Source organism: Curtobacterium sp. 24E2 (assembly GCF_016925595.1).
Classification (GTDB): domain Bacteria; phylum Actinomycetota; class Actinomycetes; order Actinomycetales; family Microbacteriaceae; genus Curtobacterium.
This window is the reverse complement of the sequence record NZ_CP068987.1, coordinates 637944-663183: the sequence shown is the minus strand read 5'-3', so window position 1 is coordinate 663183 and position 25240 is coordinate 637944. Positions and strand designations below refer to the sequence as shown.

At 71.7% G+C, this 25240-nt stretch carries 26 protein-coding genes and 1 pseudogene; 9 read left to right on the top strand and 18 right to left on the bottom strand.

What is annotated here, in order from left to right:
• Positions 1-4: 4 nt before the first annotated feature.
• The 10 genes and pseudogenes from JN350_RS03365 to hemE form a co-directional block, all read right to left on the bottom strand.
• Positions 5-721 (bottom strand): uroporphyrinogen-III synthase, encoded by a 717-nt coding sequence (locus JN350_RS03365; RefSeq protein ID WP_275898028.1) that lies wholly within the window; start codon positions 719-721, stop codon positions 5-7.
• Between the two features lie 35 nt (positions 722-756).
• Positions 757-1716, bottom strand: coding sequence for a hydroxymethylbilane synthase (gene hemC, locus JN350_RS03360; protein ID WP_205463542.1), 960 nt, complete (start codon positions 1714-1716; stop codon positions 757-759).
• Positions 1713-2947 (bottom strand): annotated as a pseudogene (locus tag JN350_RS03355) (ferrochelatase). Before JN350_RS03355 ends, hemC begins: the two are co-directional and overlap by 4 nt.
• Positions 2944-3687 carry a hydrogen peroxide-dependent heme synthase gene (gene hemQ, locus JN350_RS03350; RefSeq protein ID WP_205463541.1) on the bottom strand — a complete coding sequence of 248 codons (744 nt, stop codon included), beginning with the start codon at positions 3685-3687 and terminating at the stop codon, positions 2944-2946. Before hemQ ends, JN350_RS03355 begins: the two are co-directional and overlap by 4 nt.
• A 68-nt stretch (positions 3688-3755) precedes the next feature.
• Positions 3756-3986, bottom strand: a complete 231-nt coding sequence (locus JN350_RS03345) for a DUF3618 domain-containing protein (RefSeq protein ID WP_205463540.1) — start codon at positions 3984-3986, stop codon at positions 3756-3758.
• Between the two features lie 32 nt (positions 3987-4018).
• Positions 4019-4477, bottom strand: coding sequence for a phage holin family protein (locus tag JN350_RS03340; RefSeq protein WP_205463539.1), 459 nt, complete (start codon positions 4475-4477; stop codon positions 4019-4021).
• Entirely contained in the window at positions 4474-4728 is a 255-nt protein-coding gene (locus JN350_RS03335; RefSeq protein WP_017887727.1) for a hypothetical protein, read from the bottom strand. The genes JN350_RS03340 and JN350_RS03335 overlap by 4 nt, the downstream gene beginning before the upstream one ends.
• A 100-nt stretch (positions 4729-4828) precedes the next feature.
• A complete protein-coding gene (locus JN350_RS03330; protein ID WP_205463538.1) occupies positions 4829-4984 on the bottom strand; it encodes a hypothetical protein in 156 nt (51 codons plus the stop codon).
• Positions 4985-5209: 225 nt separating this feature from the next.
• Positions 5210-6169 (bottom strand): protoporphyrinogen/coproporphyrinogen oxidase, encoded by a 960-nt coding sequence (locus JN350_RS03325; RefSeq protein ID WP_205463537.1) that lies wholly within the window; start codon positions 6167-6169, stop codon positions 5210-5212.
• Entirely contained in the window at positions 6166-7272 is a 1107-nt protein-coding gene (gene hemE, locus JN350_RS03320; RefSeq protein WP_205463536.1) for a uroporphyrinogen decarboxylase, read from the bottom strand. Before hemE ends, JN350_RS03325 begins: the two co-directional genes overlap by 4 nt.
• Positions 7273-7319: 47 nt before the next feature.
• On the opposite strand from hemE, the gene JN350_RS03315 reads away from it, so the two are divergent.
• Complete coding sequence (locus JN350_RS03315) at positions 7320-9077, top strand: glutamyl-tRNA reductase (RefSeq protein ID WP_240347515.1); 1758 nt, start codon at positions 7320-7322, stop codon at positions 9075-9077.
• Between the two features lie 3 nt (positions 9078-9080).
• Here JN350_RS03315 and JN350_RS03305 read toward each other — a convergent pair whose 3' ends face one another.
• Complete coding sequence (locus JN350_RS03305) at positions 9081-9356, bottom strand: hypothetical protein (protein ID WP_205463534.1); 276 nt, start codon at positions 9354-9356, stop codon at positions 9081-9083.
• A 99-nt stretch (positions 9357-9455) separates the two neighbouring features.
• Here JN350_RS03305 and JN350_RS03300 point away from each other — a divergent pair, with 99 nt between their 5' ends.
• Positions 9456-10154 carry a DUF4232 domain-containing protein gene (locus JN350_RS03300; protein ID WP_205463533.1) on the top strand — a complete coding sequence of 233 codons (699 nt, stop codon included), beginning with the start codon at positions 9456-9458 and terminating at the stop codon, positions 10152-10154.
• A gap of 159 nt (positions 10155-10313) precedes the next feature.
• Here the strand turns inward: JN350_RS03300 and JN350_RS03295 are convergent, their stop codons facing one another.
• Both JN350_RS03295 and JN350_RS03290 read right to left on the bottom strand, forming a co-directional pair.
• The gene (locus JN350_RS03295) at positions 10314-11252 is read right to left on the bottom strand and encodes a serine hydrolase (RefSeq protein WP_205463532.1); all 939 of its coding nucleotides are present in this window, start codon (positions 11250-11252) and stop codon (positions 10314-10316) included.
• On the bottom strand, positions 11252-13216 hold the full coding sequence (locus JN350_RS03290) for a M13 family metallopeptidase (RefSeq protein WP_205463531.1): 1965 nt from the start codon (positions 13214-13216) through the stop codon (positions 11252-11254). Before JN350_RS03290 ends, JN350_RS03295 begins: the two co-directional genes overlap by 1 nt.
• 81 nt (positions 13217-13297) lie before the next feature.
• Here JN350_RS03290 and JN350_RS03285 point away from each other — a divergent pair, with 81 nt between their 5' ends.
• The 3 genes from JN350_RS03285 (at position 13298) to JN350_RS03275 (ending at position 17380) form a co-directional block, all read left to right on the top strand.
• A complete protein-coding gene (locus JN350_RS03285; protein WP_205463530.1) occupies positions 13298-14635 on the top strand; it encodes a uracil-xanthine permease family protein in 1338 nt (445 codons plus the stop codon).
• 169 nt (positions 14636-14804) lie between these two features.
• Positions 14805-16127, top strand: a complete 1323-nt coding sequence (locus JN350_RS03280; RefSeq protein WP_205464344.1) for an MATE family efflux transporter — start codon at positions 14805-14807, stop codon at positions 16125-16127.
• Positions 16128-16207: 80 nt separating this feature from the next.
• A complete protein-coding gene (locus JN350_RS03275; RefSeq protein WP_205463529.1) occupies positions 16208-17380 on the top strand; it encodes a lipopolysaccharide biosynthesis protein in 1173 nt (390 codons plus the stop codon).
• Positions 17381-17478: 98 nt separating this feature from the next.
• On the opposite strand, the gene JN350_RS03270 is transcribed toward JN350_RS03275, so the two are convergent.
• The 3 genes from JN350_RS03270 to JN350_RS18920 all read right to left on the bottom strand — a co-directional run bounded on the left by JN350_RS03270 (position 17479) and on the right by JN350_RS18920 (position 19365).
• Positions 17479-18018: a hypothetical protein gene (locus tag JN350_RS03270; RefSeq protein WP_205463528.1), complete on the bottom strand. Its 540-nt coding sequence runs from the start codon at positions 18016-18018 to the stop codon at positions 17479-17481.
• A gap of 175 nt (positions 18019-18193) precedes the next feature.
• Complete coding sequence (locus JN350_RS03265; protein ID WP_240347513.1) at positions 18194-19093, bottom strand: substrate-binding domain-containing protein; 900 nt, start codon at positions 19091-19093, stop codon at positions 18194-18196.
• An 11-nt stretch (positions 19094-19104) separates the two neighbouring features.
• On the bottom strand, positions 19105-19365 hold the full coding sequence (locus JN350_RS18920) for a LacI family DNA-binding transcriptional regulator (RefSeq protein ID WP_240347512.1): 261 nt from the start codon (positions 19363-19365) through the stop codon (positions 19105-19107).
• A gap of 106 nt (positions 19366-19471) precedes the next feature.
• Here JN350_RS18920 and JN350_RS03260 point away from each other — a divergent pair, with 106 nt between their 5' ends.
• The 4 genes from JN350_RS03260 (at position 19472) to JN350_RS03245 (ending at position 23665) form a co-directional block, all read left to right on the top strand.
• Positions 19472-20857 carry an MFS transporter gene (locus JN350_RS03260; protein ID WP_240347511.1) on the top strand — a complete coding sequence of 462 codons (1386 nt, stop codon included), beginning with the start codon at positions 19472-19474 and terminating at the stop codon, positions 20855-20857.
• A 9-nt stretch (positions 20858-20866) separates the two neighbouring features.
• A complete protein-coding gene (nucS, locus tag JN350_RS03255) occupies positions 20867-21562 on the top strand; it encodes an endonuclease NucS (protein WP_111083752.1) in 696 nt (231 codons plus the stop codon).
• A gap of 127 nt (positions 21563-21689) precedes the next feature.
• Entirely contained in the window at positions 21690-22346 is a 657-nt protein-coding gene (locus JN350_RS03250) for an HAD hydrolase-like protein (protein ID WP_123294473.1), read from the top strand.
• Positions 22343-23665 carry an MFS transporter gene (locus tag JN350_RS03245; protein WP_240347510.1) on the top strand — a complete coding sequence of 441 codons (1323 nt, stop codon included), beginning with the start codon at positions 22343-22345 and terminating at the stop codon, positions 23663-23665. Before JN350_RS03250 ends, JN350_RS03245 begins: the two co-directional genes overlap by 4 nt.
• Here JN350_RS03245 and JN350_RS03240 read toward each other — a convergent pair.
• Positions 23612-24562 (bottom strand): NmrA family NAD(P)-binding protein, encoded by a 951-nt coding sequence (locus JN350_RS03240; protein ID WP_461963623.1) that lies wholly within the window; start codon positions 24560-24562, stop codon positions 23612-23614. The genes JN350_RS03245 and JN350_RS03240 overlap by 54 nt on opposite strands.
• Positions 24563-24599: 37 nt before the next feature.
• The gene (locus JN350_RS03235) at positions 24600-25238 is read right to left on the bottom strand and encodes a nucleoside/nucleotide kinase family protein (RefSeq protein WP_205463527.1); all 639 of its coding nucleotides are present in this window, start codon (positions 25236-25238) and stop codon (positions 24600-24602) included.
• Positions 25239-25240: the final 2 nt, after the last annotated feature.

Genomic DNA, 25240 nt, shown 5'->3' with positions numbered 1-25240 from the left:
CCGGTCACGGGTGGCCTTCCTGTTCGGGGGCGGTGGGGTTCAGGGCCTCGACGACGGCGTCGAGCAGGGCTTCTGCGGACCGGGTGGGTCCGACGACGTGGACCGGCAGTCCGGCCGCGCGCGCGTCGGCGGCGGTTCCGGGGCCGATGCAGGCCACGAGGGTGCGGGGGTCGAGCGGGGTCATCCGGCGGGCGATCTCACGGGCGACGCTGCCGCTCGTCACGAGCACCGCGTCGGGCACCGCGTCGAGGGTGACCGGCTCGTCGCCGGTCCCCACGGTACGGTACGCGACCACGTCGTCCACGTTGATGCCGCGGGCCCGCAGTCCGTCGACGAGGGTCGGCGCGGCGATCTCGGACCGCGGGAAGAGCACGGTGCCGTCGGTGTCCGGCAGGGCGCCGACGAGGGCAGCGGCCGAGGCCTGCTCCGGCACGAGGTCGACGACCCAGCCCGCAGCACGCGCGGCACGGGCGGTCGGCTCGCCGACCACCGCAACGCGGACACCGGACGGGAGGCCCGCCACGCGTTCTGCGAGCACCGTCACGGCGGTCGCACTGGTCACCACCACCCACGCGTACCCTGCCAAGCGGGCGACGGCACGGTCGAGCCGGCCGCCGTCGAGCGGCGGCTCGGTCATGATGAGGGGGACGATCCGCGGGTCGAGGCCGCGCTGCCGAGCCGCCGCCGCGACGCGCTCGCCCCACGCGCCACCCCGGGGGATGACGACGACGGGAGCGGGCGTGTCCGTGACGGGCTCTACTTCACCGAGTCGGCGAGGTCCGCCAGATCGCCGGCACCGTTCTCGAGCAGCTCGGCGGCCACGCGGCCGCCGACCTCGAGTGCTTCGGCAAGGCGGTCCTGCGCGGATCCCTCGAGCACGGCCGCGTGCGACGCCGTGCGGTACTCGGCGCCGTCCGGGCTGTAGACGGTGGCGGAGACGAGCAGGAGCTCGGCGTCCACCACCGCGGTCGCGCCGATCGGGGCGGAGCAGCCGGCCTCGAGCTTCGCCAGGACCTCGCGCTCGGCCGACACCGTCAGGCGGGTCGGGGCGTGCTCGATCTTGCGCAGGGCGGCGAGCAGGTTCGTGTCGGTTTCACCGGCACGGGTCTCGATCGCCAGCGCGCCCTGTCCCGGAGCGCTCGGCCAGAAGCCGAGGTCGAGCAGTTCGGTGGCGGCCGACAGCCGGTCGATGCGGGTGAGCCCGGCGGCGGCGAGCACGACGGCGTCGAGGTCGTCGTCCACCCGGCCCAGGCGAGTGTCGATGTTGCCGCGGATGTCGATGACGTCCAGGTCGGGGCGCTTCGCCTTGAGCTGCGCGACGCGACGCGGTGAACCGGTGCCGACCTTCGCACCCTCGGGGAGGCTCTCGACCGTGGCGCCGTTCCGCGCGACGAGGACGTCGCGGGCATCGGCACGCTTCGGCACGGCAGCGATCGTCAGGCCCGGGTACGGCGCGGTCGGCAGGTCCTTGAGCGAGTGCACCAGGACGTCGACCTCGCCGGCGACCAGGGCCTCGCGCAGGGCGTTGGCGAACACACCGGTGCCGCCCAGCGACGCGAGCGATGCGCGGTTCGTGTCGCCCTCGCTCGTGACCGTGACGAGCTCGACCGGACGACCGGCCGCCGCTGCCAGGCGGTCGGCGACGTCCTGCGACTGCGCGACCGCGAGCCGGCTGGCGCGGGTGCCCAGCCGGATCGGGGTCGGAGCGTCGGTCACGGGGCGACGCCGGCGGCAGCGGGCTTGAAGCCGGCGCGGACGTTCTCGCAGCAGCCCGGGCGGCAGACGTCGTACCAGGGACCGATGTCGGTCAGGTGCGGACGCTCACTGGTCGGGGTGCCGTTGACGCGCTCGAGCACCAGGTCGACGAGACCGGAGACGTAGGCCGGGTCGACACCGGGGGTCTGCGTGCGGACCGACCAGAAGCCGAGCTCCTGCGCGGTCTCGGTGGCTTCCTCGTCGAGGTCCCACATGACCTCCATGTGGTCGCTCACGAAGCCGAGCGGGACGATGAGCACGGCGCGGGTCGAGCCGCCCTTGAGCTCCTCGTTCATGTAGTCGTTGATGTCGGGCTCGAGCCACGGCTGCGTCGGGGGCCGGAGCGCGACTGGTAGACGAGCTTCCACGCCGGCTTCGACGTGCCCTGCAGGTGTGCGTGCTCGGGCCGCTCGAGCAGCTCCGCCCACGCCTGGTCGAGGACGACCTGCGCCACGGCGAGGTGCTGCGCCTCGTAGGCACCGTGCTCGTCGAAACCGCGGTAGTCCGGGCCTGACTTCGCGGCGTCGGTCGACGGGATCGAGTGGGTCGAGAACAGCACGTGCAGCTCGGTCGCGACGTCGAGCCCGTCGTTCTCGGCGATGGCCCGGGCCATGCCGTCACGGACACCGTCGACGAACGGTCGGACGAACCCGGGGTGGTCGAAGAACTGCCGGATCTTGTCGATCTCGATGGTGCCGAGCAGACCGGTCTCGTCGAGCACGCGCGCGTAGTCCTCGCGGTACTGGCGGCAGCTCGAGAACGACGAGTAGGCGCTCGTGGCGATCGCGATGAGCTTGTTGTAGCCCTTGTCGGCGGCCTCGGTGAAGGCTCCTTCCAGGTAGGGCTCCCAGTTGCGGTTGCCCCAGAGCACCGGCATGTCGATGCCGCGCGATGCCAGCTCGGCCTCGAGCGCCGCCTTCAACGCGCGGTTCTGCGCGTTGATCGGGCTCACGCCGCCGAAGTGCCGGTAGTGGTGCGCCACCTCCTCGAGACGCTCGTCCGGGATCCCGCGGCCGCGGGTGACGTTGCGCAGGAAGGGGATGACGTCGTCCTGGCCCTCGGGGCCACCGAAGCCGGCGAGCAGGATCGCGTCGTAGGCGGTCGGGACCTCGACGTGCTCCGGGCCGGAAGCGGCCGCGGGGGTGGCGGCGAGGACGGGCTGACCGTTCGTGATCAGGCTGGTGTCGGTCATGACAGCACCTCCGGGAGTTCGGCGGTCGTCACGCGACGACCCGTGAAGAAGGGGACCTCTTCGCGCACGTGCAGACGGGCCTCGGTGGCCCGGAGGTCGCGCATGAGGTCGACGAGGTCGACGAGCTCGGGGCTCTCGAGCGGCAGGATCCACTCGTAGTCGCTCAGGGCGAAGGTCGCGATGGTGTTCGTCAGGACGCGGCGGTACTTGGCGCCGGCGATCCCGTGGTCGCGCAGCATCTTCGAGCGCTCGTCCTCGGGCAGCAGGTACCACTCGAAGGAGCGGACGAAGGGGTACACCGTGATCCACGCCTCGGGGTCCTTGCCGCGCAGGAACGCGGGGGTGTGCCGTTTGTTGAACTCGGCTTCGCGGTGCATCGCCATGACGTGCCACACCGGCTCGGTGTCCTGGAACAGCCCGGTGCGGCGGATCTCGCGCAGCACGGCCTGGATGACCTGCGCGTCGTCGCCGTGCAGCCAGACCATGACGTCGGCGTCGGCACGGAAGCCGGAGACGTCGTAGAAGCCACGGACGGTCACCCCGCGCTCGGCAGCGGACGCGATGACGGTGTCGAGCTCGGCCACGGCGTCGTCACCGACGCGGTGGACCGGGCCGAGCGGCCTGCGGAACACGGCCCAGAGGGCGTACGCCGTCATGAGGTTGGGATCGATCCCCGTCGCGGGGTCGGTCTCGTGAGGAGAGGTGTGCGCAGTTGCAGGAGCGGGCGCGTCGGAACTCATGGATCCTTTGTCCTATCGGTTGCCAGGGTTGTGGCCGCCCCGCACCCGGTGGACCGCGCTCGGGCGGTCTACCGCCGTCGGAGCACCATCACGACGATACCCCCGACCACCGCTACTCCGGCTGCGAGCCCGGCCAGGTACGGGACCGGCTTCTCGTCGATGCCGTGCTTGACCTTCGACGCCGCGATGCCGATCTGCTTCGGCACGTTGAGCTTGTCCTCGATCGCGTCGAGGGTGTCGAACAGCTGGGCGCGGGTCGCGGCGACGCGGTCTGCGAGATCGTCGTGCGGATCGGTCACGGTTCCTCCGTCGGTGGTGCGGCTGTCGGGGCTCAGAACCGGCCGCCGACGTCCGGCTTGCGGCTGCCGTACTGGTTCGGCGGGGTGGGCTTCTTGCCCATCCCCTTCACCGCGTTGATGTCGTTCTTGACGCTGTCGATCGTGCGCTTCGGCGTGATCGGGAGGCCCTTCTGCAGGCGCTTCCAGCCGATCCACCCGAGGATGGCGGCGATTATCAGCATCACCACGGCGATCACGAGCGCTGCGAGCCAGGCCGGCATCACGGTCGCCAGGCCCATCACGGCGGCGGTCAGGAGCACACCGATCGCGTAGAGCACGATGACGAGCGCACCGACCAGCAGCCCCGCGGCGAGCCCGAAGATCTTGGCCTTCGTGAGCATCTCGGCCTTGAGCAGGTCGATCTCGCCCTTGACCAGGCCCTTGACGAGCTTCGGGACGTCGCCCACCAGACCGAACAGCGAACGCGACTTGCGGTCGCGGGTGTCGGTCATGAGGTGGTGGTGTCCTTCTTCTGGCCGACCTTGCGGACGGCCTTCTTCGTCGTCTCACCGATGAACTCGGCGACGTCCGGGGTCTTGTCGGCGATGAAGTCCTCAGCGACGTGCACGCCCTTCTGGACGCCGTTGCTGTTCCAGACCTTGCCGCTGACGGTCTTGATCTGCTCGTACCGCGCCCGTCCGGCTCGCGATCCCAGGACGTACCCGAGTGCGGCGCCGGCGACGAACAGGAGCTTTCCGCGCATGTGCGATTCCTCCGTTGGTTCAGTGTGCGGTGGTCATGCGTCGAACGGAATACGTCCGACGGTCTCACCAACAGTAGCCCCAGGGCGCTCCGGGGTCCGCTCAGGAATCCAGGATCTGTCCAGCGGCGGTGCGGGCGGCCGCGATGATCCCGGCCAGGCCCCGACCGGTCGCGACCTCGCCGACACCGATGACGCCCGCTCCGAGGCCGGCAGCGGTCAGGGCCGGACCGTGCCAACGGACGCGCGCAGCGCCCACGACGTGCGTCGCCGTCAGGGGGACGCCGAGCAGCGTGGCCGCGTCGTGGAGCGCCCGGGTGCCGACGGGTCCGTCCGGGTCGACCGGGAGGCTCGTGGCCGCGTCGTCCGGACCGCTCGCGCCGTGCGCATCGGTCGCGACACCGGGCGTCGCGTCAGCTCAGGCGCAGCACGTGGCGGCCCGCAGCCGCCTCGGCGAGCCACGGCCACTTCACCGTGGCGTGCGTCAGGGCCTTCGCCGACACGGCCTGCGCGTCCGGGTGCACGAGCATCCCGGTCCCGCGGGGGCGGCGTCGAGTTCGGGCTGGTCGACGACGAGCGTGACGAGCTCGATGCCGGTCCGGTCCGGCGCCTCGGTGCGCTCGGGATCGGGCACCGACGACAGGGTGTGCTGGGCGGGCAGGCGTTCGACCGTGCCGTCGGCGGAGACGACCTCGACCGCGTGCGCCTCGATCCGGGTCGCCCGGGTGTGCAGCCGGACGTCGACGCGGTAGGTCTCCATGTCGGCGACGAGTTCGTCCACGAGCCGGACGATCCCGCCGCGGATCCCCTGCACCGGGGTACCGGCGGCAGCACGGGCCCGGAGTGCCAGGACCGCGCGGGCCAGCGAGCCCTCGCGGAGCAGTGCTGCACGGAGGCCGGGAGCCACCCGCTCGGGGTCGAGCTGGTCCGGGTGGGTGGAGTGCACCCCGCCGGCGATCGGGACGACCAGGTCGTCGAGGACCCGCTCCCCCATGCGCCGCCGGACGAGTTCGCCCAGGGACTCCGCCTTGGCGCCGACGGGTCCGGGCAGCAACGAGTCCATCTGTGCGCGGAGTCCGCCCTTCTGCCCGACGACGGCGAGCACGTCGGCGGCCATCGGCGTGCTCGGGATGCCGAGGAGCCCGGTCGCGGGGATCGGCGACGTCCGGCCGTCACGGGTCATCAACCAGGCGCCGCGCGGGTCCGGAGCGACGACGTCGTTGCCGAGCCCGAGTTCGATCGCCAGGCGGCCGACGGCGTCCGTGCGGGTCGCGAAGGAGTCCGCCGCCATGTCGAGGTCGAGGCCGCCGACCGTGTGCCGCCGGATCATGCCGCCCAGCACGCCGGACGACTCGACGAGCACGACGTCCGCGCCGCCCTTCGCCAGGTCACGGGCCGTGACGAGTCCGGCGATCCCGCCGCCGACCACGACGACGTCGGTCACGCGGCAGTCCCGTCGGTCCCGTCACCGAGCGAGTGGACCAGCTCGACGACGCGCGTCAGCACCGTCGGGTCGGTCTCGGGCGGCACACCGTGGCCGAGGTTCACGACGTGGGCTCGGGCGGCGCCACCGCGGCGGACGACCTCGCGCACGTGCGCTTCGAGGACCTCCCACGGGGCCGCGAGCATCGCCGGGTCGATGTTGCCCTGCACGCTCACGCCGGTGCCGACGCGGCGGACGGCGTCGTCGAGCGGGAGCCGCCAGTCGACCCCGACCGCGTCGACGCCGACCGTGTCGGTGCCGAGCGTGGTCATGTCGGCGAGGACCTCGCCGCTGCCGACGCCGAAGTGGATGCGCGGCACGCCCAGGTCGGTCACGTGGGACAGCGCCTGCGCCGAGTGCGGTGCGACGTACCGGACGTAGTCGGCGCGCGACAGGGATCCGACCCAGGAGTCGAAGAGCTGTGCGGCCGAGGCCCCGGCGAGCACCTGGGCCCGGAGGAACGTCCCCGACACCTCGGCCGCCCAGGCCAGCAGCCGCGACCAGGTCTCCGGCTCCGCGTGCATGAGGGTGCGTGCGCGGATGTGGTCCTTCGACGGGCCACCCTCGACCAGGTACGCGGCGAGCGTGAAGGGTGCGCCTGCGAATCCGATCAGCGGGGTTTCGCCGAGCTGCTCCACCGTGCGGGCGACCGCCTGCCGGATCGGCTCGAGGGCCGCCGGGTCCAGCGGCTCGAGGGCGTCGACGTCCGCCGCGGTGCGGATCGGTGAGCCGAGCACGGGGCCGCGACCGGGGACGATCTCGACGTCCACGCCCGCGAGCTTGATCGGCACGACGATGTCGCTGAAGAAGATGCCGGCGTCCACCCCGTGCCGGCGGACGGGCTGCAGCGTGATCTCCGACGCCATCTCGGGGTCGAGGCACGCGTCGAGCATGGCCGTGCCCACCCGGAGCTCGCGGTACTCGGGCAACGACCGACCGGCCTGCCGCATGAACCACACCGGCAGTGTCTCCGGACGGTCGCCCCGCAGGGCCCGGACGAGGCGGGACCCACTCGTCCGCCCTGATGCCAGGGGGTGGGAGTCGGGGAGGGATGTGGTCGTCACGTCGGTCACCGGATGATTGTCCCATCGAGCGCGTTACCATTGGCTACGTGCTCATCTGTCTCACGGCGTCGCATCGCAACGCCAGCTTCGACCTCTTGGAGCGACTGAGCATCGCTGCCCCGGCCGCAGCAGGCCACCTCGTCACGGATTCCGACGTCCTGGACGGCGCCGTCGTCCTCGCCACCTGCAACCGTTTCGAGGCCTACCTCGACATCGCCGGCGACGACCGCGACTCCGCCGTCGCCGCCACCGTGCAGGCCGTGGCCGCTGCGAGCGACCTGGACGCCACCGAACTGCGTGATTCGGTCAACGTGCTCGGCGGCAAGGACGTCGTGCAGCACCTGTTCGCCGTGTCGAGCGGACTCGAGTCCGTCGTCGTCGGCGAGACCGAGATCTCCGGGCAGGTCCGCCGCTCGCTCGAGGACGCCCGGAGCAACGGCACGACCACCTCGGACCTCGAGCGGCTGTTCCAGGAAGCCGCCCACACCTCGCGCGGCGTCAAGACCCGCACCCGGATCGGTGCCGCCGGCCGTTCGCTGGTGCGCCTCGGCCTGCAGCTCGCGTCGTCGCGCGTCACCGACTGGGCCCACACCCGGGTGCTGCTGATCGGCACGGGCAGCTACGCCGCGACCACCATCGCAGCCCTGCGCGACCGCGGCGCCGTGCACATCCAGGTGTTCTCCCCCTCGGGCCGTGCCGCCTGGTTCGCCGCGAAGCACGACCTCGTCGCCGCCCGCGACCTGCGCCACGCGATCGGCACCAGCGACGTCGTGATCACCTGCACGTCGAGCGAGGTCCCGGTCGTCGCTCCTGCCGACCTCGACGACGGCATCCGTCGCATCGTCATCGACCTCGGACTCCCCCGCAACGTCGACCCGGCGGCTGCCGGTGTGGACGGCGTCGAGCTGCTCGACCTCGAGACCATCAGCCTGCACGCCCCGATCTCCGAGCTGAACGCCGAGTCCGAGGCCCGCGCGATGGTCGACGACGCCGTGTCCCGCTTCCGGGCGCAGGCGCTCGAGCAGTCGACCACCCCGGCCCTCGTCGCGTTCCGCAAGCACGTGTTCGACATCCTCGACGACGAGATCGACCGCGCGAAGCGCCGCGGGGACGCCGACGGCGAGTCCGCCGAGCACACCGAGCGGGCGCTCCGGCACCTGGTCGGCGTCCTGCTGCACCGCCCCTCCGTCCGGGCACGCGAGGCTCGGCCGCGCCGGTCGTGGCGAGGAGTTCGTCGGGGCCATCGACTCCCTGTTCGGCGTGCGGCCCGAGCCCGAGGCGGAGCTGCCGGCGCCCGTCGTCCCGCTCGCCGATCGCACCGCCCTGGACCCGACCGTCTCGGAACGCGACGACCAGGCGGACGCGAGCTGAGCCTCCAGACAGGCTCGCAACCACCCACGCTGCGTGTCAGTGCGCTCCTGCTGATCCGTGATCGACGGGTGCTGATGGGTCGCGCGCGAGCGCGCGACGTGCTCTACCTGCCCGGCGGCAAGGCCGAGCCGCACGAGACCGACGTCGACGCCGTCATCCGTGAAGCCCACGAGGAGACCGGGTTGCGGGTCGCCGCCGAGGACGTCGACCCGTTCGGCGTCGTCCTCGAGCCGGCCCACGGGCAGGCGCCCGGCACCATGGTCGCGATGACCCTGTTCCTGGTCCGACCGGGAGGCCCGTTGGACTCCGCCACGCCCGTCGCCTCGGCCGAGGTGGACGAGGTCGAGTGGGTCACCTCGACGGACGCCGGTCGCTGCCCGCCAGCGGGCGTGGAGACGCTCCGCCGCCTGGTGGCGGCGGAGCGCATCGACTAGTCGTCAGGCCTTGTCGGTGTCGGTGTACTCGCCGACCTCGCCGTTCTGGGCCGGCTCGGCCTCACCGGGGATGTCCGAGTCGACGTACTCGCCGTCGGGTCCGGTTCCGGTCGGACGTGTCTCCCCGGGGATGTCGCTCGAGACGAACTCCCCGATCGGCTCCGTCGACTCGACGTGCCCCTCGCCCGGGATCTCGCTGTCCGTGAAGGCTCCTGCGCGGGTCTCGACCCCGTCCGCGCGGCCCTCGTCGCCACGTGCCTGTTCGTGCTTGCCCGTCATGTCCGACCTCCGCTGCTCGGGTTCCTTGCTCCGGAGTGTGCTCGCGGTCCCTGGACGCCGACCGAACCGCGATCTCCCGGTGGTGGTTGCCTGTGCACCATGCAACGCAGCAGCCGATCGAAGTTGCTGCTCGCCGTCACCGGGCTCGTCGCAGTCGGGGCGTTGGCGGGTTGCGCCTCGGGCGGGGAACCCTCCGCCACCGAAACGGTGACCGCACCCGCGCCGTCGCCGTCCGCGTCGTCGTCCTCGTCGGCGTCGTCGTCGTCCGCGACCCCGTCGTCCGGCGCTTCGGCATCGGCCGGTGCCGGTGCTGGGTCCTCCGGATCCGGGTCGTCGGGATCCGGGTCGGCCGCTGGCAGTCGCTGTGCCGCGTCCTCGCTCGCCGCCAGCATCGAGCCGGGCAGCGGCGGTGCGGCCGGCAGCGTCATCGTGCACCTCGCCCTGCGGAACACCGGTTCGGCGACCTGCACGCTGCAGGGGTGGCCGGGCGTCTCGTTCGTCGGCGGTGGCAACGGCAGTCAGATCGGTGCCGCGGCGACGCAGGAGAAGAGCTCACCGCACCCGACCGTGACCCTGACCGCCGGGCAGACCGCCGTGGCCCCGCTCAAGATCGTCCAGGCCGGGAACTACTCGAAGGCCGACTGCTCGCCGAGGACCCCGGACGGCTTCCGCGTGTACCCGCCCGGATCCGAGCAGTCGCTGTTCGTGAAGGACACCGACGACCAGGCGTGCTCGTCCGCCGATGCGTCGCTGCTGTCCGTGCAGGCGCTCGTGCCGGAGGGTCAGGCGACGTCGTAGCGGGGTGCTGCAGCGGTGGGCCGCCGGTGCTCCCGCTGTGGTGCCGCGCACAACCAAAGTGTCTCCGCACCGCGCGATCACACGGTTCCGGGTGACTTTGGTTGTGCGGCCATCGCCGGAGCGAGGCCCCGCCGCGACGCCCGGGCGCGACCGGCCGGGTCAGCGGCGCGCCGGGGCGTGCACGGCCTCGAGCACCTCGGTACCCATGGTCCGCAGCGCCTCGATGACCGCCAGACGCCGCTGCAACGAGGCGTCGTCGAACGTGACCGTCACGGCGTAGCTCACCGACGAGCCCGGCCCCCGGAGGATCCCCGCCTCGGCACGGACGCCCGTGCTCGATCCGGTGACCGCGACGACCTGCAACCCGTGGTCGAGCGCACGGTGCGCCAAGGGGTCGAGGCCGAACGAGCCGGCGACCAGGTTCAGGTCACTCGCCAGCGACAGCCAGCCCAGCACCCGGTTCGAGACCGCTTCGTCCACGACCTCGCCGAGCGCCAGTCCGCGCATCACCCACGCGAGCTCACCCGTCGGGGCCACCGAGGCATCCGGGGCGTCGTCCGGACCACGACGGTCGCGCACCCGGTCGATCAGCGCGGTCCGCTCGATGCCGAGCGACTCCGCACGCTCGCGGACGGCGTCGATGCCGACCGTCGACAGCAGTGCGTTCATCGCCCACGTGTCACCGGTGGCACCGACCAGGGTCGCCAGGTCGGGTACCTGCATCGTCGGCTCCTGCAGGAACTGCCACAGGCCGGCACCGGTCGCGGTGTCCCGCGCCATGCGCTGGAGGCGGTCGCCGTGCAGGCGGCCGTCCTCGAGCTGCGCCGCGACCTCGATCAGCAGCAGCACGCGCCCGAGGCTCGCGACGGGCTGCACCAGGGTGTCGTCGACCGCGAGCAGGGCCTTGCCCGACGATGTGTCGATCACCGAGGCGCTGACCCCGGCGCCGTCGAGGGCGAGCGCGCCGAGGGCCTCGGTCGTCGCGCCGAACCGGTCGTCCGGCCGACCGCTGTGCCGACCGCGGGCCCGACCGCCACCACCCGAGCGATCCTCCGGCCGCCGACGGCGTGACGACCGAGCCGCGTCCGGCTCCACCATCACCAGATCGCGACGCGCTCGGCGGGGTCGAGGAACATCGCGTCCTTCTCGGTCACGCCGAACGCGTCGTAGTAGCCGTCGATGTTGCGGACGACCTGGTTGCACCGGAACTCGTTCGGCGAGTGCGGGTCGATCGACAGCAGGCGCGCGGCTTCCTCCGGACGGATCGCCATCTGCCACGCCTGGGCCCAGCTCAGGAAGAACCGCTCGGCACCGGTCAGTCCGTCGACGACCGGGGGCTCCTGGCCGTCGAGTGACAGCAGGTACGCCTTCCACGCGATCGACAGGCCACCGAGGTCGCCGATGTTCTCGCCGATCGTCAGGGCACCGTTGACGTGGCCGTCCGGCACCTCGGTCGGGACGAGCGCGTCGTACTGGGCGATGAGGGCCTTCGTGCGCTCCTCGAACGCCGTGCGGTCGGCCTCGGTCCACCAGTTCTCGAGCTTGCCGTCGCCGTCGTACTGCGAGCCCTGGTCGTCGAAGCCGTGCCCGATCTCGTGGCCGATGACGGCACCGATCGCACCGTAGTTCGCGGCGGCGTCGCGGTTCGCGTCGAAGAACGGGAACTGCAGGATCGCCGCGGGGAACACGATCTCGTTGAAACCGGGGTTGTAGTACGCGTTGATCGTCTGCGGGGTCATGAACCACTCGTCGCGGTCGATCGGCTTGCCGATCTTGCCGAGCTCGCGGTCGACCTGGAACGACGCGACGGCGCGGACGTTCGCGACGAGGTCGTCGGACACGACCGGCAGCGCCGAGTAGTCGCGCCACTTGACCGGGTACCCGATCTTCGGCGTGAACTTGTCGAGCTTGTCGAGGGCACGGGCACGGGTCTCGTCGGTCATCCAGTCGAGCGCCGTGATGCTCTGCCGGTACGCCTCGACCAGGTTGGCGACGAGGTCGTCCATCGCAGCCTTCGAGGTCTCGTCGAAGTGCTCCTGCACGTAGATCCGGCCGACGGCCTCGCCCATCGCGCCCTCCACCAGGGAGACGCCGCGCTTCCAGCGCTCGCGCTGCTTCGGCGCTCCGGTGAGGGCGGTGCCGTAGAACGAGAAGTTCGTGGCCGAGAACGCGCTCGTCAGGTACGCGGCCGAGCCCCGGATGACCTGCCAGCGCAGCCGGTCCTTCCAGACCTCGAGCGGCTGGTCGCGCAGCAGCTCGGCCAGGCCCGTGATGAACGACGGCTCGCGCACCACGACGGTCTCGAACGCCCCGGCCGGGGCGTCGATGGCCTGCCACCACGTCTGCAGGTCGATGCCCTCAGCGAGCGCCGCGACCTCGGCCCACGGCAACTTGTTGTAGGTCTTCTGGCTGTCGCGCGTGGTGACGTTGTCCCAGTGCTTCGACGCCAGAGCGGTCTCGAGCGCGATGACGTGCTCGGTGCGGTCGCCGCCGTCCTCGAACCCGGCGAGCGGGAACATCGCCGCGACGAACTCGCGGTACTTCGTGCGGATGTCGGCGAAGCGCTCTTCGCGGTAGTAGGACTCGTCGGGCAGCCCGAGGCCGGACTGCTCGAGGAACACGACGTAGGACTCGGGGTCCCCCGGGTCGTTGTCGACGAAGAACTGCAGGAAGCTCGGCAGGCCGAGGCGCTCGAAGCGTCCGACGGTGGCGATGAGCTCGGGCACGGACTCGATGGCCGTGATCTCGGCGAGGAGCGGCTCGATCGGTGCGGTGGCGAGCTCTTCGAGCCGGGCTTCGTCGGTGAAGGAGGAGAAGAGGTCACCGACCTTGCGTTCCTCGGTGCCGGGGGCGGCCTGCTGCGAGCGCTCGATGATCGCGCGGACGGCGAGTTCGGCGGCCTCGGCCAGCACCGTGAAGGAGCCGTAGCGGGCCTTGTCGTCGGGGATCGGCGTCTCGGCGATCCAGGTGCCGTTCACGTGGCGGTACAGGTCGTCCTGGGGGCGCACCGCGGGGTCGAGTTCGTCAGTGTGGATGCCGGAGGCACGTGCGACGTCGGTCATGCGGTCCACGATAGCCACCGACGCCATGCAGCAGGTCGGTGTCCGTCGTCACCTGCGCACGGCTGCCGGTACGGTCATCGCATGGGACTTCCGTGGAAGCTGCACGGCGACGGCAAGACCGTCTCCGCGACGACGATCATGGCACCGGACGAGCGACTCACCTGGGGCCGGACGATCGGTCTCGGCGTGCAGCACGTGGTCGCCATGTTCGGCGCCACCTTCCTGGTGCCGCTGCTCACCGGCTTCCCGCCGTCGACGACCCTGCTGTTCAGCGGCGTCGGCACGATCCTGTTCCTGCTCATCACGGGCAACCGGCTGCCGAGCTACCTCGGGTCGTCGTTCGCGTTCATCGCGCCCATCGGCGCCGCCACGAAGATCGGCGGCATCCCCCTCGCCCTGTCGGGCATCATCGTCGTCGGTGCACTCCTGGCGATCGTCGGGCTCGTCGTGCACCTGGCCGGCGCCGGCTGGATCGACCGCCTGATGCCGCCGGTGGTGTCCGGTGCGATCGTCGCCCTGATCGGCTTCAACCTGGCTCCGGCGGCGAAGAACAACTTCACGGCGGCCCCGGTCGTCGCGGTCATCACCCTCGCGGCGATCATCCTGGTCACCGTCCTGTTCAAGGGGCTGATCGGTCGCCTGTCGATCGTCATCGGCGTCCTGGTCGGCTACGTGGCGGCGCTGATCGGCGGTCAGGTCGACTACTCGAAGGTCGGCGAGGCCGCCTGGATCGGCCTGCCGACGTTCACCGCTCCCGCGTTCGACCCGTCGCAGCTCGCGATCTACCTGGCGTTCGTGCCGGTCGTGCTGGCGCTCGTCGCCGAGAACGTCGGCCACGTGAAGGGCGTCGGACAGCTCACCGGCCGTGATCTCACGCCCCTCACCGGTCGCGCGCTCTTCGCCGACGGCGTCTCCACGGTGCTGGCCGGCGTCGGCGGCGGCTCCGCCACCACCACCTACGGCGAGAACATCGGCGTGATGGCCGCCACCCGCGTCTTCTCCACCGCCGCGTACTGGGTCGCTGCGATCGCGGCCGTCCTGCTCGGCCTCTCCCCGAAGATCGGTGCGGTCATCTCCTCCGTCCCCGCCGGCGTGCTCGGCGGTGCGACCACTGCCCTGTACGGCCTGATCGGTGTCATCGGCATCCGGATCTGGGTCGAGAACCGGGTCGACTTCTCGAAGCCGAAGAACCAGCTGACGGCCGGCATCGCGCTCATCATCGGCATCGCGGACTTCACGTTCGCGTTCGGCCAGGCGAGCTTCGGCGGCATCATCCTCGGTACCATCGCCGCGATCGTCGTCTACCACCTGATGGACCTGATCGGGCGGGCGCGCGGCACCGGCGAGGCGACGCCCGCTGCCTCAGAGGAAGCGCACGCCGCCACCGGCGGCGTCCCCGCCGAACCGCGCGCCGACTGACGCAGGACGGCGGCTGGACGAGACCCGTCGCCTGAGCACGGGGACCACCGGACGGGAGGCCCGTGGCGGCGCCGCCACGGGCCTCCCGTCCGCCGTGTGGTCACGTCGACTGCGTTCGTGGACCACTCGGGGTCGGCATCGCCGACAGAATGGGCCGGTGCCCCGACCGATGCGACCCGCAGTGACCACCGAACGGCGTGCGGTCGACCGTGACATCGTGCGGCTGGCGGTGCCAGCGCTCGGAGCGCTCGTGGTCGAGCCGCTGTTCCTGCTGACCGACACCGCGCTCGTCGGGCACCTCGGCGCGACGCCCCTGGCGGCCGTCGGACTCGCGAGTGCCGTGCTGTCGACCGTGACCGGGCTGCTGGTGTTCCTGGCGTACTCGACGACGCCGGCGGTGGCCCGTGCGCTCGGCGGTGGGGACCGTCGCGGCGCCGTCCACGCCGGCATCGACGGGATGTGGCTCGCGCTCGTGCTGGGGGTGGTGCTGGCGCTGGTCGGGTGGCCGCTCGCCGGTCCGCTCGTCGACCTGTTCGGCGCCTCGGCCGAGGTGTCGGCGGCCGCGACCGCGTACCTGACCATCTCGCTGATCGGACTGCCCGGGATCCTGGTCGTCACTGCCTCGACCGGGCTGCTGCGCGGGCTGCAGGACACGAAGACCCCGCTCGTCGTCGCGACCGTCGGGTTCGTCGCGAACGGGCTGTTGAACGCCGTCCTGATCTACGGCGCGGGCTGGGGCGTCGAGGGGTCCGCCGCCGGCACCGTCATCGTGCAGTGGGCGATGGCGATCGTCTACGTGCGCATCGCGGTGCGGGCCGCGCGGTCGTCGGGCGCGCCGCTGCGACCCGGCGCCTCGGGCGTCGCTCGGGCGCTGCGCTCGGGCGCCTGGCTGTTCCTGCGGACCGCGTCGCTGCGGATCGCGATGCTCGCGACCGTCGGGGCCGCTGCCGGGTTGGGGACCACCGGGCTGGCGACGACGCAGGTCGGGCTGACGGTGTTCTCGACGCTGGCGTTCGCGCTCGACGCCCTGGCGATCGCCGGGCAGGCGCTCGTCGGGCACGGACTCGGCGGGCGTGACCCGGAGCGGGTGCGACTGGTGACGCGGCGGCTCGTGCTGCTCGGGATCATCGGTGGGGCGCTGCTCGGGGCGCTGACCCTGGCCGTGAGCGGGGTGCTCGGGCCGGTGTTCTCCGACTCGTCCGCCGTGCGGGACGCGCTGCCGCTCGTGCTGGTGCTCATCGCCGTCGGGATGCCGGTCGCCGGGTACGTGTTCGTGCTCGACGGGGTGCTGATCGGCGCCGGGGATGCGCGGTACCTGGCGATCGCGGGAGGCGTGAACCTGGTCGTGTACCTGCCGCTGCTGTGGTGGGTCGGTGGGACGCTCGCCGGGTTGTGGGCAGCGTTCGCCCTCGGGTACATCGGGGTCCGGGCGGTGACGCTCGGGGTGCGGGCGCATCGGCGTGGATGGGTGGAACAGGCGTTGGCGCGGTGAGCGGCTCTTCTGGTCCTGGTCCTGGTGCTGGTGCTGGGGCTTCGCCTGTCGCGTCGTCGTCTTCGGTGGCATCGTCGGCTGTGCTCGCCACGGTCGGGATCGGGGTGCAGGGCGTCGCGAAGCTGCTCGTGACCGTCGTCGTCGGGCGGGTGTTCGGCACCGAGACCCTCGGGCAGACCACGGCGCTGCTGTCACTGTCGGTGTTCGTCGCGCTGCTCTGGCCGAACGCCGCGGGCAACACCGCCTCTCGGTACCTGGCGATCGCGTTGCGGGGTCGGCGGTCGGACGCCGCGGTGAACCGGCTGCTCGGGCTGTCGATGCTGGTGTCGACCGTGGTGCTCGCAGCGGTCACCGTGCCGGTCGCGGTCGCCTGGGGCAACGGCCCCGGCATGGTGCTCGGTGGTGTCGGGGTCGTCGTCGGCTACGGGTTGTACTGCTACGCCCGCGGCGCGCAGCTCGGCTACGGTCGGGCGCCGCGGGTTGCACTCTGGGACTCGGTGACGAGCGTGCTGGCGCTCGGGTTGCTCGTGGTGGCGTGCGTCACCCGACTCGAGCCCTTCGTGCTGCTGCCGCTGGCCATCGGGTACACGGTGTTCGCGATCGCCTGCTGGCCGCGAGGGAACGGTTTCGGGTCTGCTGCTCGCGAACCCGCCGCCGGGGCGCTCGGGTTCGCGGCGTGGAACGTGCTGGCGGTGGTGACGTCGAACGGGTTGCTGCAGTTGACGATGATCTCGGCGCAGGTGACCTCGTCGGCGCACGAGGCCGGGGTCTACGCCGCGGCGTTCACCCTGGCGACACCGGCGTCGATGCTCGGGCAGGCGTTGGGGCAGGTGCTCGTGCCGGCGTTCGCGCACCGGACTGATGGTGGGTCGTTGCGGTCTCGCGGGGCGCTGATGCTCGTCGTCGGGTTCGCTGCTGCATCTGCCGTCGTGTTCGGGCTGGTGGCGCTGCTCGCCGGGTGGTTCCTGCCGATCGTCTACCCAGCCGAGGGTGCCGCTGCCGTCGCCGACCTGCGGTACTTGATGGTCGGGGTGTGGGTGTTCACCGTCGGGCTCGTGCCCGCGGCGCTGCTGCTCGCCGCTGGGCGCTCACGTCAGGTCGCCCTTGCCTCGGTCGCCGGGTTCGTCGTCGGGGCGGTGCTCATGGCGGTGCTCGGGCCCGTCGCGGGGGTCGCGGGTGGGACGACGGGCTTCTTGGTCGGGAGTGCGGTGAACCTGGTTGCGGTGGTGGGGCTCGGAGTGCGGCGGCGCTGAGCGCCTTCAAGAGTCGTCCGCAAGCGCTACCGCACCCCTCGTTCAACGCGGTGCCGGACCCGACAGGGGAACGGGGCCGTCCGCGAAACGACTGGCGCTCAGTAGCTTTGAGCACCCTTCACCCAAGCGGTACCAGTGAGGGTGTTCACCGACCCGGGTGCCTGGCGGACACCCCACTTCGTCGTTCCGCCGCTCAACCACGCGCCGCGCGCAGAGTAGTTCCCAGTCCGGAAGCGGTACGACTTCGTACCCTTCGATGAGAAGGTCCACTTGCCGGCAGAACCGTAGAAGCAGTTGTTCGTGTACGGGGTCGCCGCAGCCGCCCAGTAGGCATCCCCGCTCTTGCAGGTGTTGCGTTCGCTGATGCGGCCGGTCGCCGCACCAACGGGTGCGACTGCGATGAGCTCACCCGACTCGGCGTCCGAGGTGACCGCAGTCTGGTGAGTTGCGACGTAGTCCAACACGTCGGACCTCGTCGCCGCTGACTTCGCGGACAGGGCTGGAATCCCGGTGATCGTGATCCCGTCAACCGTCCAGTACGGCGAAGCCGGAGCGGCCTGCGCTGGACCGGCGAACACCCCTGCGAGCAACGCACCGGCCAGTGTGGAGGTGATGGTGATGGTGGGCAATCGTGACATGGAGAACTCCGTTCACAGACAACAAATACTATCTGTATATCACCGTCCAGTTTGTCATTCTAGCGATCGAGCGCCTCAAAGCGTTGACGCTGGGACGGCCGGGCCTTCTGGCAACGCGTCGATCATCCACTGCAGACCCGACGTGATGCGCCGAGCGCCCGACCGATCGAGAGATCTAGACCCGATGCCTCGGGCAGGCGGGCGAGATGCCGTCGCTAGTAGGTACCCGAATGGGCCGGCGGCCCCGTCGTGTCCCCCACCCGCAACTCCGACGTGAACGATGCCGGCTGCGGCTCCGCCCCTCGAGCATGGCCAGCGCAGCACGAGCGGCAGCTTGGCCCTTCTGCACGAAAGGCTGCACCAGGGTGGTCAGGTGCCGGATCGGGGTCCGGTGCAACAGGCTGTCGTCCACCGTGATGCCGTCGAACCCGACGACACTGACGTCCTCGGGCACCCGGAGCCCGGCATCGAGGGCGGCCGAGATCACCCCGACGGCGATCAGGTCACTCTGCGCGATGACCGCGGTCGGCCGTGGCCCGTCCGCCGCGAACAGCTCGACGCCGGCCAGACGTCCTTCTTCCACCGAGCTGCCAGCAGTCTCGATCGCCACGGCGGAGGGGTAGACCTCGCGCACACCGCGGAGCCGTTCGAGCGTGGTGAACGCGATGCCCGAGGCGAACCAGTCGTCGTCGATCGGCCCCCGCCGACGAGCAGCGTCGAGCGGCAGCGTCACCACCGTGACGTCGGCATGCCCAAGGTCCTGCAGGTACGCAGCAGCACGGCGCGAGGCATCCCGGTTGTCGAGCTGGACGGGGACAGCGCCCTCGATCTCGTCCGCCTCGATCGCGACGACGGGGATCTGTCGACGCCGCAGCACCGCGACGGCCGGGTCGATCCGGACGTTGCACCCGACGAGCACGACGGCGTCCATCGGGGCGTCCACCAGCGGGCCGGCCCCCTGTTCGTCATCGAGCGGACTCCGGACCAGCAAGAGCGAAGCCCCCGCAGCCCCGGCCACCTCGGCGATGCCGTCGAGCGTCAGGACGTTCACCGGATCGCGGAAGGCGTCGCTCAAGCGTTCGTCCATCACGACACCGATGACACCGGAACGGCCTCGGCGGAGCGAACGCGCACGGGGTCGGGGCCGCCGTAGCCGAGCTCGGCGGCGGCGGCGAGCACGCGTGCCTTGGCGTCCTCGGACACCGGGCCGCTGCCGCTGAACGCGAGCGAGGCCGTCGACGGCGCGACACCGGCGGCACGGGCGACCGCGGCCAGCGTCGGGCGCGACCGACGGGTGACGCCGCCGCGGGAAGGCGACGCGCCGAGTGCTGTTGCCGGTTCGTCCATCGCCGGTTAGCGTAGCGGGAACAAGCGGTCGAATCGATTCGATAGCGGCCGACACCGAACAGAACGCGCACCGCGACCACCAGCAACGAAGCACGATGGGACCACCATGACGACGCCGTCCACCCGCACCGTTCCGACCACCAGGGCCTGGATCATCGCGGTGTTCGTGGTGTTCACCCTGTCCGGGCTCGACATCGCGACCTGGCTCGGCCGGATCCCGAGCGTCCGCGACTCATTGGGCGCGAGCACGTTCGAGATGGGCCTGCTCGTCCTGGGCATGGCCGTCGGTTCGATCGGTGGCCTGACCTTCGCCGGCCACATCGTCGCCAAGCTCGGTGCACGGCGCGGGATCCAGATCGCCGCCGCCTGCCTGGCACTCGGCATGGTCTTCGCCGGTATCGCGGTCACGCTCGGGTGGGGCTTCGCCGCCATCTGGATCGCCCTGATCGCCTTCGGGTTCGGCAACGGCCTGTGCGACGTGTCGATGAACGTGTCCGGCGCCGCAGCCGAGAAGGCCGGCGGGCGAACGATCATGCCGCTGTTCCACGCAGCATTCAGCCTCGGCACACTGGGCGGCGCCGGGCTCGGTGCCCTGGCCGAACGGCTCGAGATCCCGGTCTCCGTGCACTTCATCGTGCTGGTCGTCATCACGAGCGCCGTGATGCTCGTCGCCGTCACGAAGTTCCAGGACGAGCACCGCTTCGCGGAGCAGGTCTCCACCGACACCAGCCCGGTCGCGACGCCGCTCACGCGCATGCAGGTCTGGGCACAGCCGTCCACGATCTTGATCGGCGTGATCGTGCTCGGCATGGCCCTGGCCGAGGGCTCCGCGAACGACTGGCTGCCGCTCGCGATGATCGACGGCCACGGGCTCGACAACGCTGCCGGCGCCGGGGTGCTCACGGTGTTCCTCGCCGCGATGACCGTCGGCCGCGTCGTCGGCAGCCCCCTCATCGACACGTTCGGGCGAGTGCCGATCCTGCGCATCAGCGCCGCCGTCGCGGTGGTCGGCCTCGGCATGCTCATCTTCATCGACAACGTGCCGCTCGCGATCGTGGGCGTCGTGCTCTGGGGCCTCGGTGCCAGCCTCGGCTTCCCGATGGGCATGTCGGCCGCCGCCGACGACCCCCGCACGGCCGCCGCCAAGGTCAGCGCCGTCGCGACCATCGGGTACGTGGCGTTCCTGGCCGGGCCGCCACTCATCGGGTTCCTCGGCGAGCACGTCGGACTGCTCGGTGCGCTCCTGGTCGTCTTCGTGTTCATCATCGCGGCGGGACTCGCGTCGGGTGCCGCCCGTGAGACCGGCGCCGCCGCCAGGCCGACCCGCGGGGGCGGCGACGGACACGGCGGGGGCGAGCCGCGCCTCCCGGCCGACAGCGCTGACCACGCCGACAACGCTGACAGCGCCGACAACGCGACGAGCGCTGCCAACGCAACCAGCGCGGCCGACGCGACGAGCGCGCCGTCCGGGTCGGGACGCGACGCCCGTTAGGCTTCCCGGGTGCGTCTCGTCATCGCCCGCTGCTCCGTCGACTACGCCGGACGGCTCTCCGCCCACCTGCCGCTCGCGACCCGTCTGCTCATGCTCAAGGCGGACGGCTCGCTGCTCGTGCACTCCGACGGTGGCAGCTACAAGCCGCTGAACTGGATGAGCCCGCCGTGCTCGATCGAGATGAGCGAGCCCGACGAGGAGCAGACCGTCGGTGGCATCACCGAGGTCTGGACGGTGACGCAGAAGAAGACCCAGGACCGCCTCATCGTGTCCATCCACGAGGTCATCGCGGACCAGACCCACGACCTCGGCGTCGACCCGGGCCTGGTGAAGGACGGGGTCGAGGCACACCTGCAGCAGCTCCTCGCGGAGCAGATCGAACTGCTCGGCGACGGCCACACGCTGGTCCGCCGCGAGTACATGACCGCCATCGGGCCGGTCGACATCCTGGCGCGCGACGACGCCGGTGCGAGCGTCGCGGTCGAGATGAAGCGCAACGCCAACATCGACGCGGTCGAGCAGCTCACGCGCTACCTCGAGCTCATGAACCGCGATCCGCACCTGCGGCCGGTGCAGGGCGTGCTCGCGGCGCAGACGGTGGCGCCGCAGGCGCGCACCCTGGCCGAGGACCGCGGCATCCGCGTCCTCGTGCTCGACTACGACGCGATGCGCGGCATCGAGGGCGGGCACACCCGCCTGTTCTGAGCGCGGTCGCGGCGCAGCGCGTTGATGCGTTGCCCGCCGCCCGACCGGGAGGCCCGGCGCACGTCCGCCCCGTCGCCCACGGCACTCGGGTGGTCCCGTCGACCGCCGCAGGTAGGGTGGGCAGGACATGACCAGCCCGTTCTCCGCCATCCTGTTCGACCTCGACGGCACCATCAGCGACTCCGCGCCGGGCATCCTCGAGAGTCTGACGCACACCTTCCGCACCGTCGGCGTCCCGGTGCCCGACCACGACACCCTGATGTCGTTCGTCGGCCCGCCGATCATGGACACGTTCCGGGTCGCGATGGGCATGGACGAGGCGCAGGCGGAGCACACCCTCGCTGTGTACCGCGAGCACTACTTCTCGCACGGCGCCCTCGACTCGACGATGTTCCCCGGCATCGACGTCGTGCTCCGCACCCTGCACGACGCCGGGCTGCCGATCTCGACCGCGACGAGCAAGCCCGAGACGCCGGCGACGTACATCCTCGAGCACTACGGGCTCACCGGCGACATCGACATCATCACGGGCGCCAGCGACGACGAGGTCCGGTCGAGCAAGGCCGACGTCGTCGAGGAAGCCCTGCGCCGCCTCGACGCCCGCGGGTTCGACATCAGCCGCCCGGTGCTCATCGGCGACCGGGTGCACGACGTCGAGGGCGCCACGGTGCACGGTGTCCCGGTGGTCTTCGCCGAGTGGGGGTACGGCTCCCCCGCCGAGGCTGAGGGCACCATCGCCACGGCCGCCACCCCGCTCGACCTGCTCCCGATCCTGCTGCCGTGACGGGCGGGATCGACGCGACGAGCGGGCGCGGCCGGACCAGCGCGACGCGGCAGGGGCTGCGTGCCGCCGCGTGGGTGCTGCCCGCCGCCATCGTCCTCATCGCCCTGAACTTCCGCGGGCCGATCGTCGCGACGGCTCCGGTCATCGGCGACGTCCGGCTCGACCTCGGCCTGACGTCCACGATCGCCGGGCTGCTGACGACGATCCCCGTGCTCTGCTTCGCCCTGGCGACGCCGTTCGCCAGCTGGGTCATCGCGAAGGCCGACCCCGAGCGTGCGGTGTCCCTGTCGCTCGTCATCGTGCTCGCCGGCACCGTGGTCCGTTCGATGCCGTCGTCGGCCGCACTGCTCATCGGCACCGCGGTGATCGGCATCGGCATCACGATCGGCAACGTGGTGATCCCCGTCGTCATCCGGCGGGACACCTCGCCGGAACGCGTCGGCCTGGTCACCGGCGTCTACACGTCGGCGCTCAACGTCGGGTCGATGATCACGTCGCTCGCGACCGCTCCCCTGGCGGCGCTGTGGGGCTGGCCCATCGCCATCGCCGTGTGGGCGGTCTTCGCGGTCATCGCCGGGTTCGCCTGGACGTACGCGGTGGGTGCCCGGGCCGCGTGGCGCCGCCCGGTGCGCTCGGACGACGACGAACCCCTGCCGATCACCGGGCCGATCGACCAGGTGCTCGACACCGGGGCGATCCGGACGATCCGCGCCGGCCGGGCCGCGGCGGCCGCCGCTGCCACCGCCGCCGAGCCGGTCCGCCCCGCTCGACGACTCATCACGTGGGGGCTCACGCTGGCCTTCGGCGGCCAGGCGTTCTCGTACTACGCCCTGACCGCCTGGATCCCGACCCTGCTGCACGACGAGATCGGCTTCTCGAAGGCGTCGTCCGGGGCGAGCTCGTCGGTGTTCCAGATCCTGGCCGTGGTCGGTGCGCTCGGGGTGCCCCTGCTCGCGGCGAAGTGGCGGCCAGCGGCGATCATCGCGCTCGTCGGGACGCTGTGGTTGGCGATGCCGCTCGGGCTGCTGTTCGCCCCGCAGCTCTGGCTGCTGTGGTCGGTGCTCGGCGGCGCGGCCCAGGGCGGCGGCATCACCGTGATCTTCATCGTGATCGTGCGGATCGTGTCGAGCGACGCCGATGCCCGTCGGATGTCCGCGTTCGTGCAGGGCGGCGGGTACCTGATCGGTTCGGCCGGACCGCTCGTCGCGGGCGCGCTGCACGGTGCGACCGGCGACTGGACGGCACCGCTGCTCGTCGTGCTCGTGTCAGTCCTGACGCTCGGGGTCGTCGGCACGATCGCCGCGCGCCGCGTGTCCTGAGCGGCGAGGGCCGCGCTGCGCTTCCTCGCGCTGCGCTGCCACACGCGCGCGCACGCCGCGCCCGCTACCGCGCGGCGAGCACCTCGCGCAGGGACATCGGGCGCTGGCCCGTGATGCGTTCGACGTCGCCGGACACGTGCGCAAGCGCCCCTCGGCGATCGCCGTGTAGGTGCTCACCCACGCATCGGCCTGCCACGGCTCGGGGTCCCACTGCGCCCGAGACGCGTACGCCTCGTCCAACGTCTCCGGGTGGTAGGTCACCGTGCGGCCGCGCACCTCGGACACCACCGCAGCGGCTTCGGCGAGTGTGATCGCCGCGGGCCCGGTCAGCTCGTAGGTGCGGTCCACGTGCGCTCCCGGGTTCTGCAGCACGGTGGTCGCGACCCGTGCGACGTCCGCACGTGCGACCGCCGCCATGGCGCCGTCGCCTGCCGGCCCGCGGATCACGCCGTCCTCGCCGACCAGGTCCTCGACGAAGTCCAGGTAGAAGCTGTCCCGCAGGAACGTGTACGCCGTGTCGGTCGCGCGGATCGCCTGCTCGGTCGCCCAGTGGTCGCGCCCGAGGGTGAAGGTCGCGTCCTCGGCCGCGCCGAGGAACGACGTGTAGACGACGTGTCGCACGCCGGCTTCGGCAGCTGCTGCGACGAAGGTGCGGTGCTGGTCGAGCCGGTCCTCGGCCTCGGCCGCCGACACCATCAGGAGCACGTCGACCCCCTCGAGCGCCGCGCGGCTGGCGTCGGCGTCGGCGAACGTCGCGACCGCGACCTCGGCGCCCGGCAGCTCCGGGGCGCGCGCTGCGTCGCGCACGATCATCCGGAACGGAACGCCGTCCGCGGCGAGCGCGCGCGCGACGGTGCCCCCGATGTTGCCGGTCGCTCCGGTGATGGCGATGGTCATGGTCGCTCCTTCGATCGGTGTCACGTCGTTCTGATGGTCACGTCCGAACCGTCCTGGAGGCACGGATCACCGTGGGCGCGACCCTCGCCGCGTTCACGCCGTCGACCTCCACCGCCCACGCGCGCGCCGCGTCGTGGTCGCGTCCGTGACGCATGTGCCGACCGACCAGGCGGTCGACCCGCACCCCGTCGTCGACGGCGCAGAACCAGGTCTCGGTGAACAGGTCGCCGAGCCCTGCCCACGGTTCGGCGTCGTCGAGCAGGTAGTTCCCCTCGGAGACCACGAGCCGGGCGGTCGGCGGGACGGCGATGCTGCCGGCGACGGGCTCGTCGATGCGGCGGTCGAAGTCCGGCGCCCACACGGTGCTGTCGGCAGCGACGAGTCGTCGGACGAGAGCGACGTACCCGTCGGCGTCGAAGGTGTCGACGGCGCCCTTGCGGTCGTGCCGGCCGAGGGCGTCGAGCGCCGCGTTCGACAGGTGGAAGCCGTCCATCGGCACCTGCACCGCTGTGCCGTCCCCGAGTCGCTCGTCGACGGCGGCGACCACGCGGCGGGCCAGGGTCGACTTGCCGGCACCGGGAGCACCCGCGATGCCGAGCACTGCCCGTGGCCCCGCCGAGGCCAGCTCGACCGCACGCTCGACGGCGTCGTCGACGCTGCTGTCCGGGTGGCTCACGG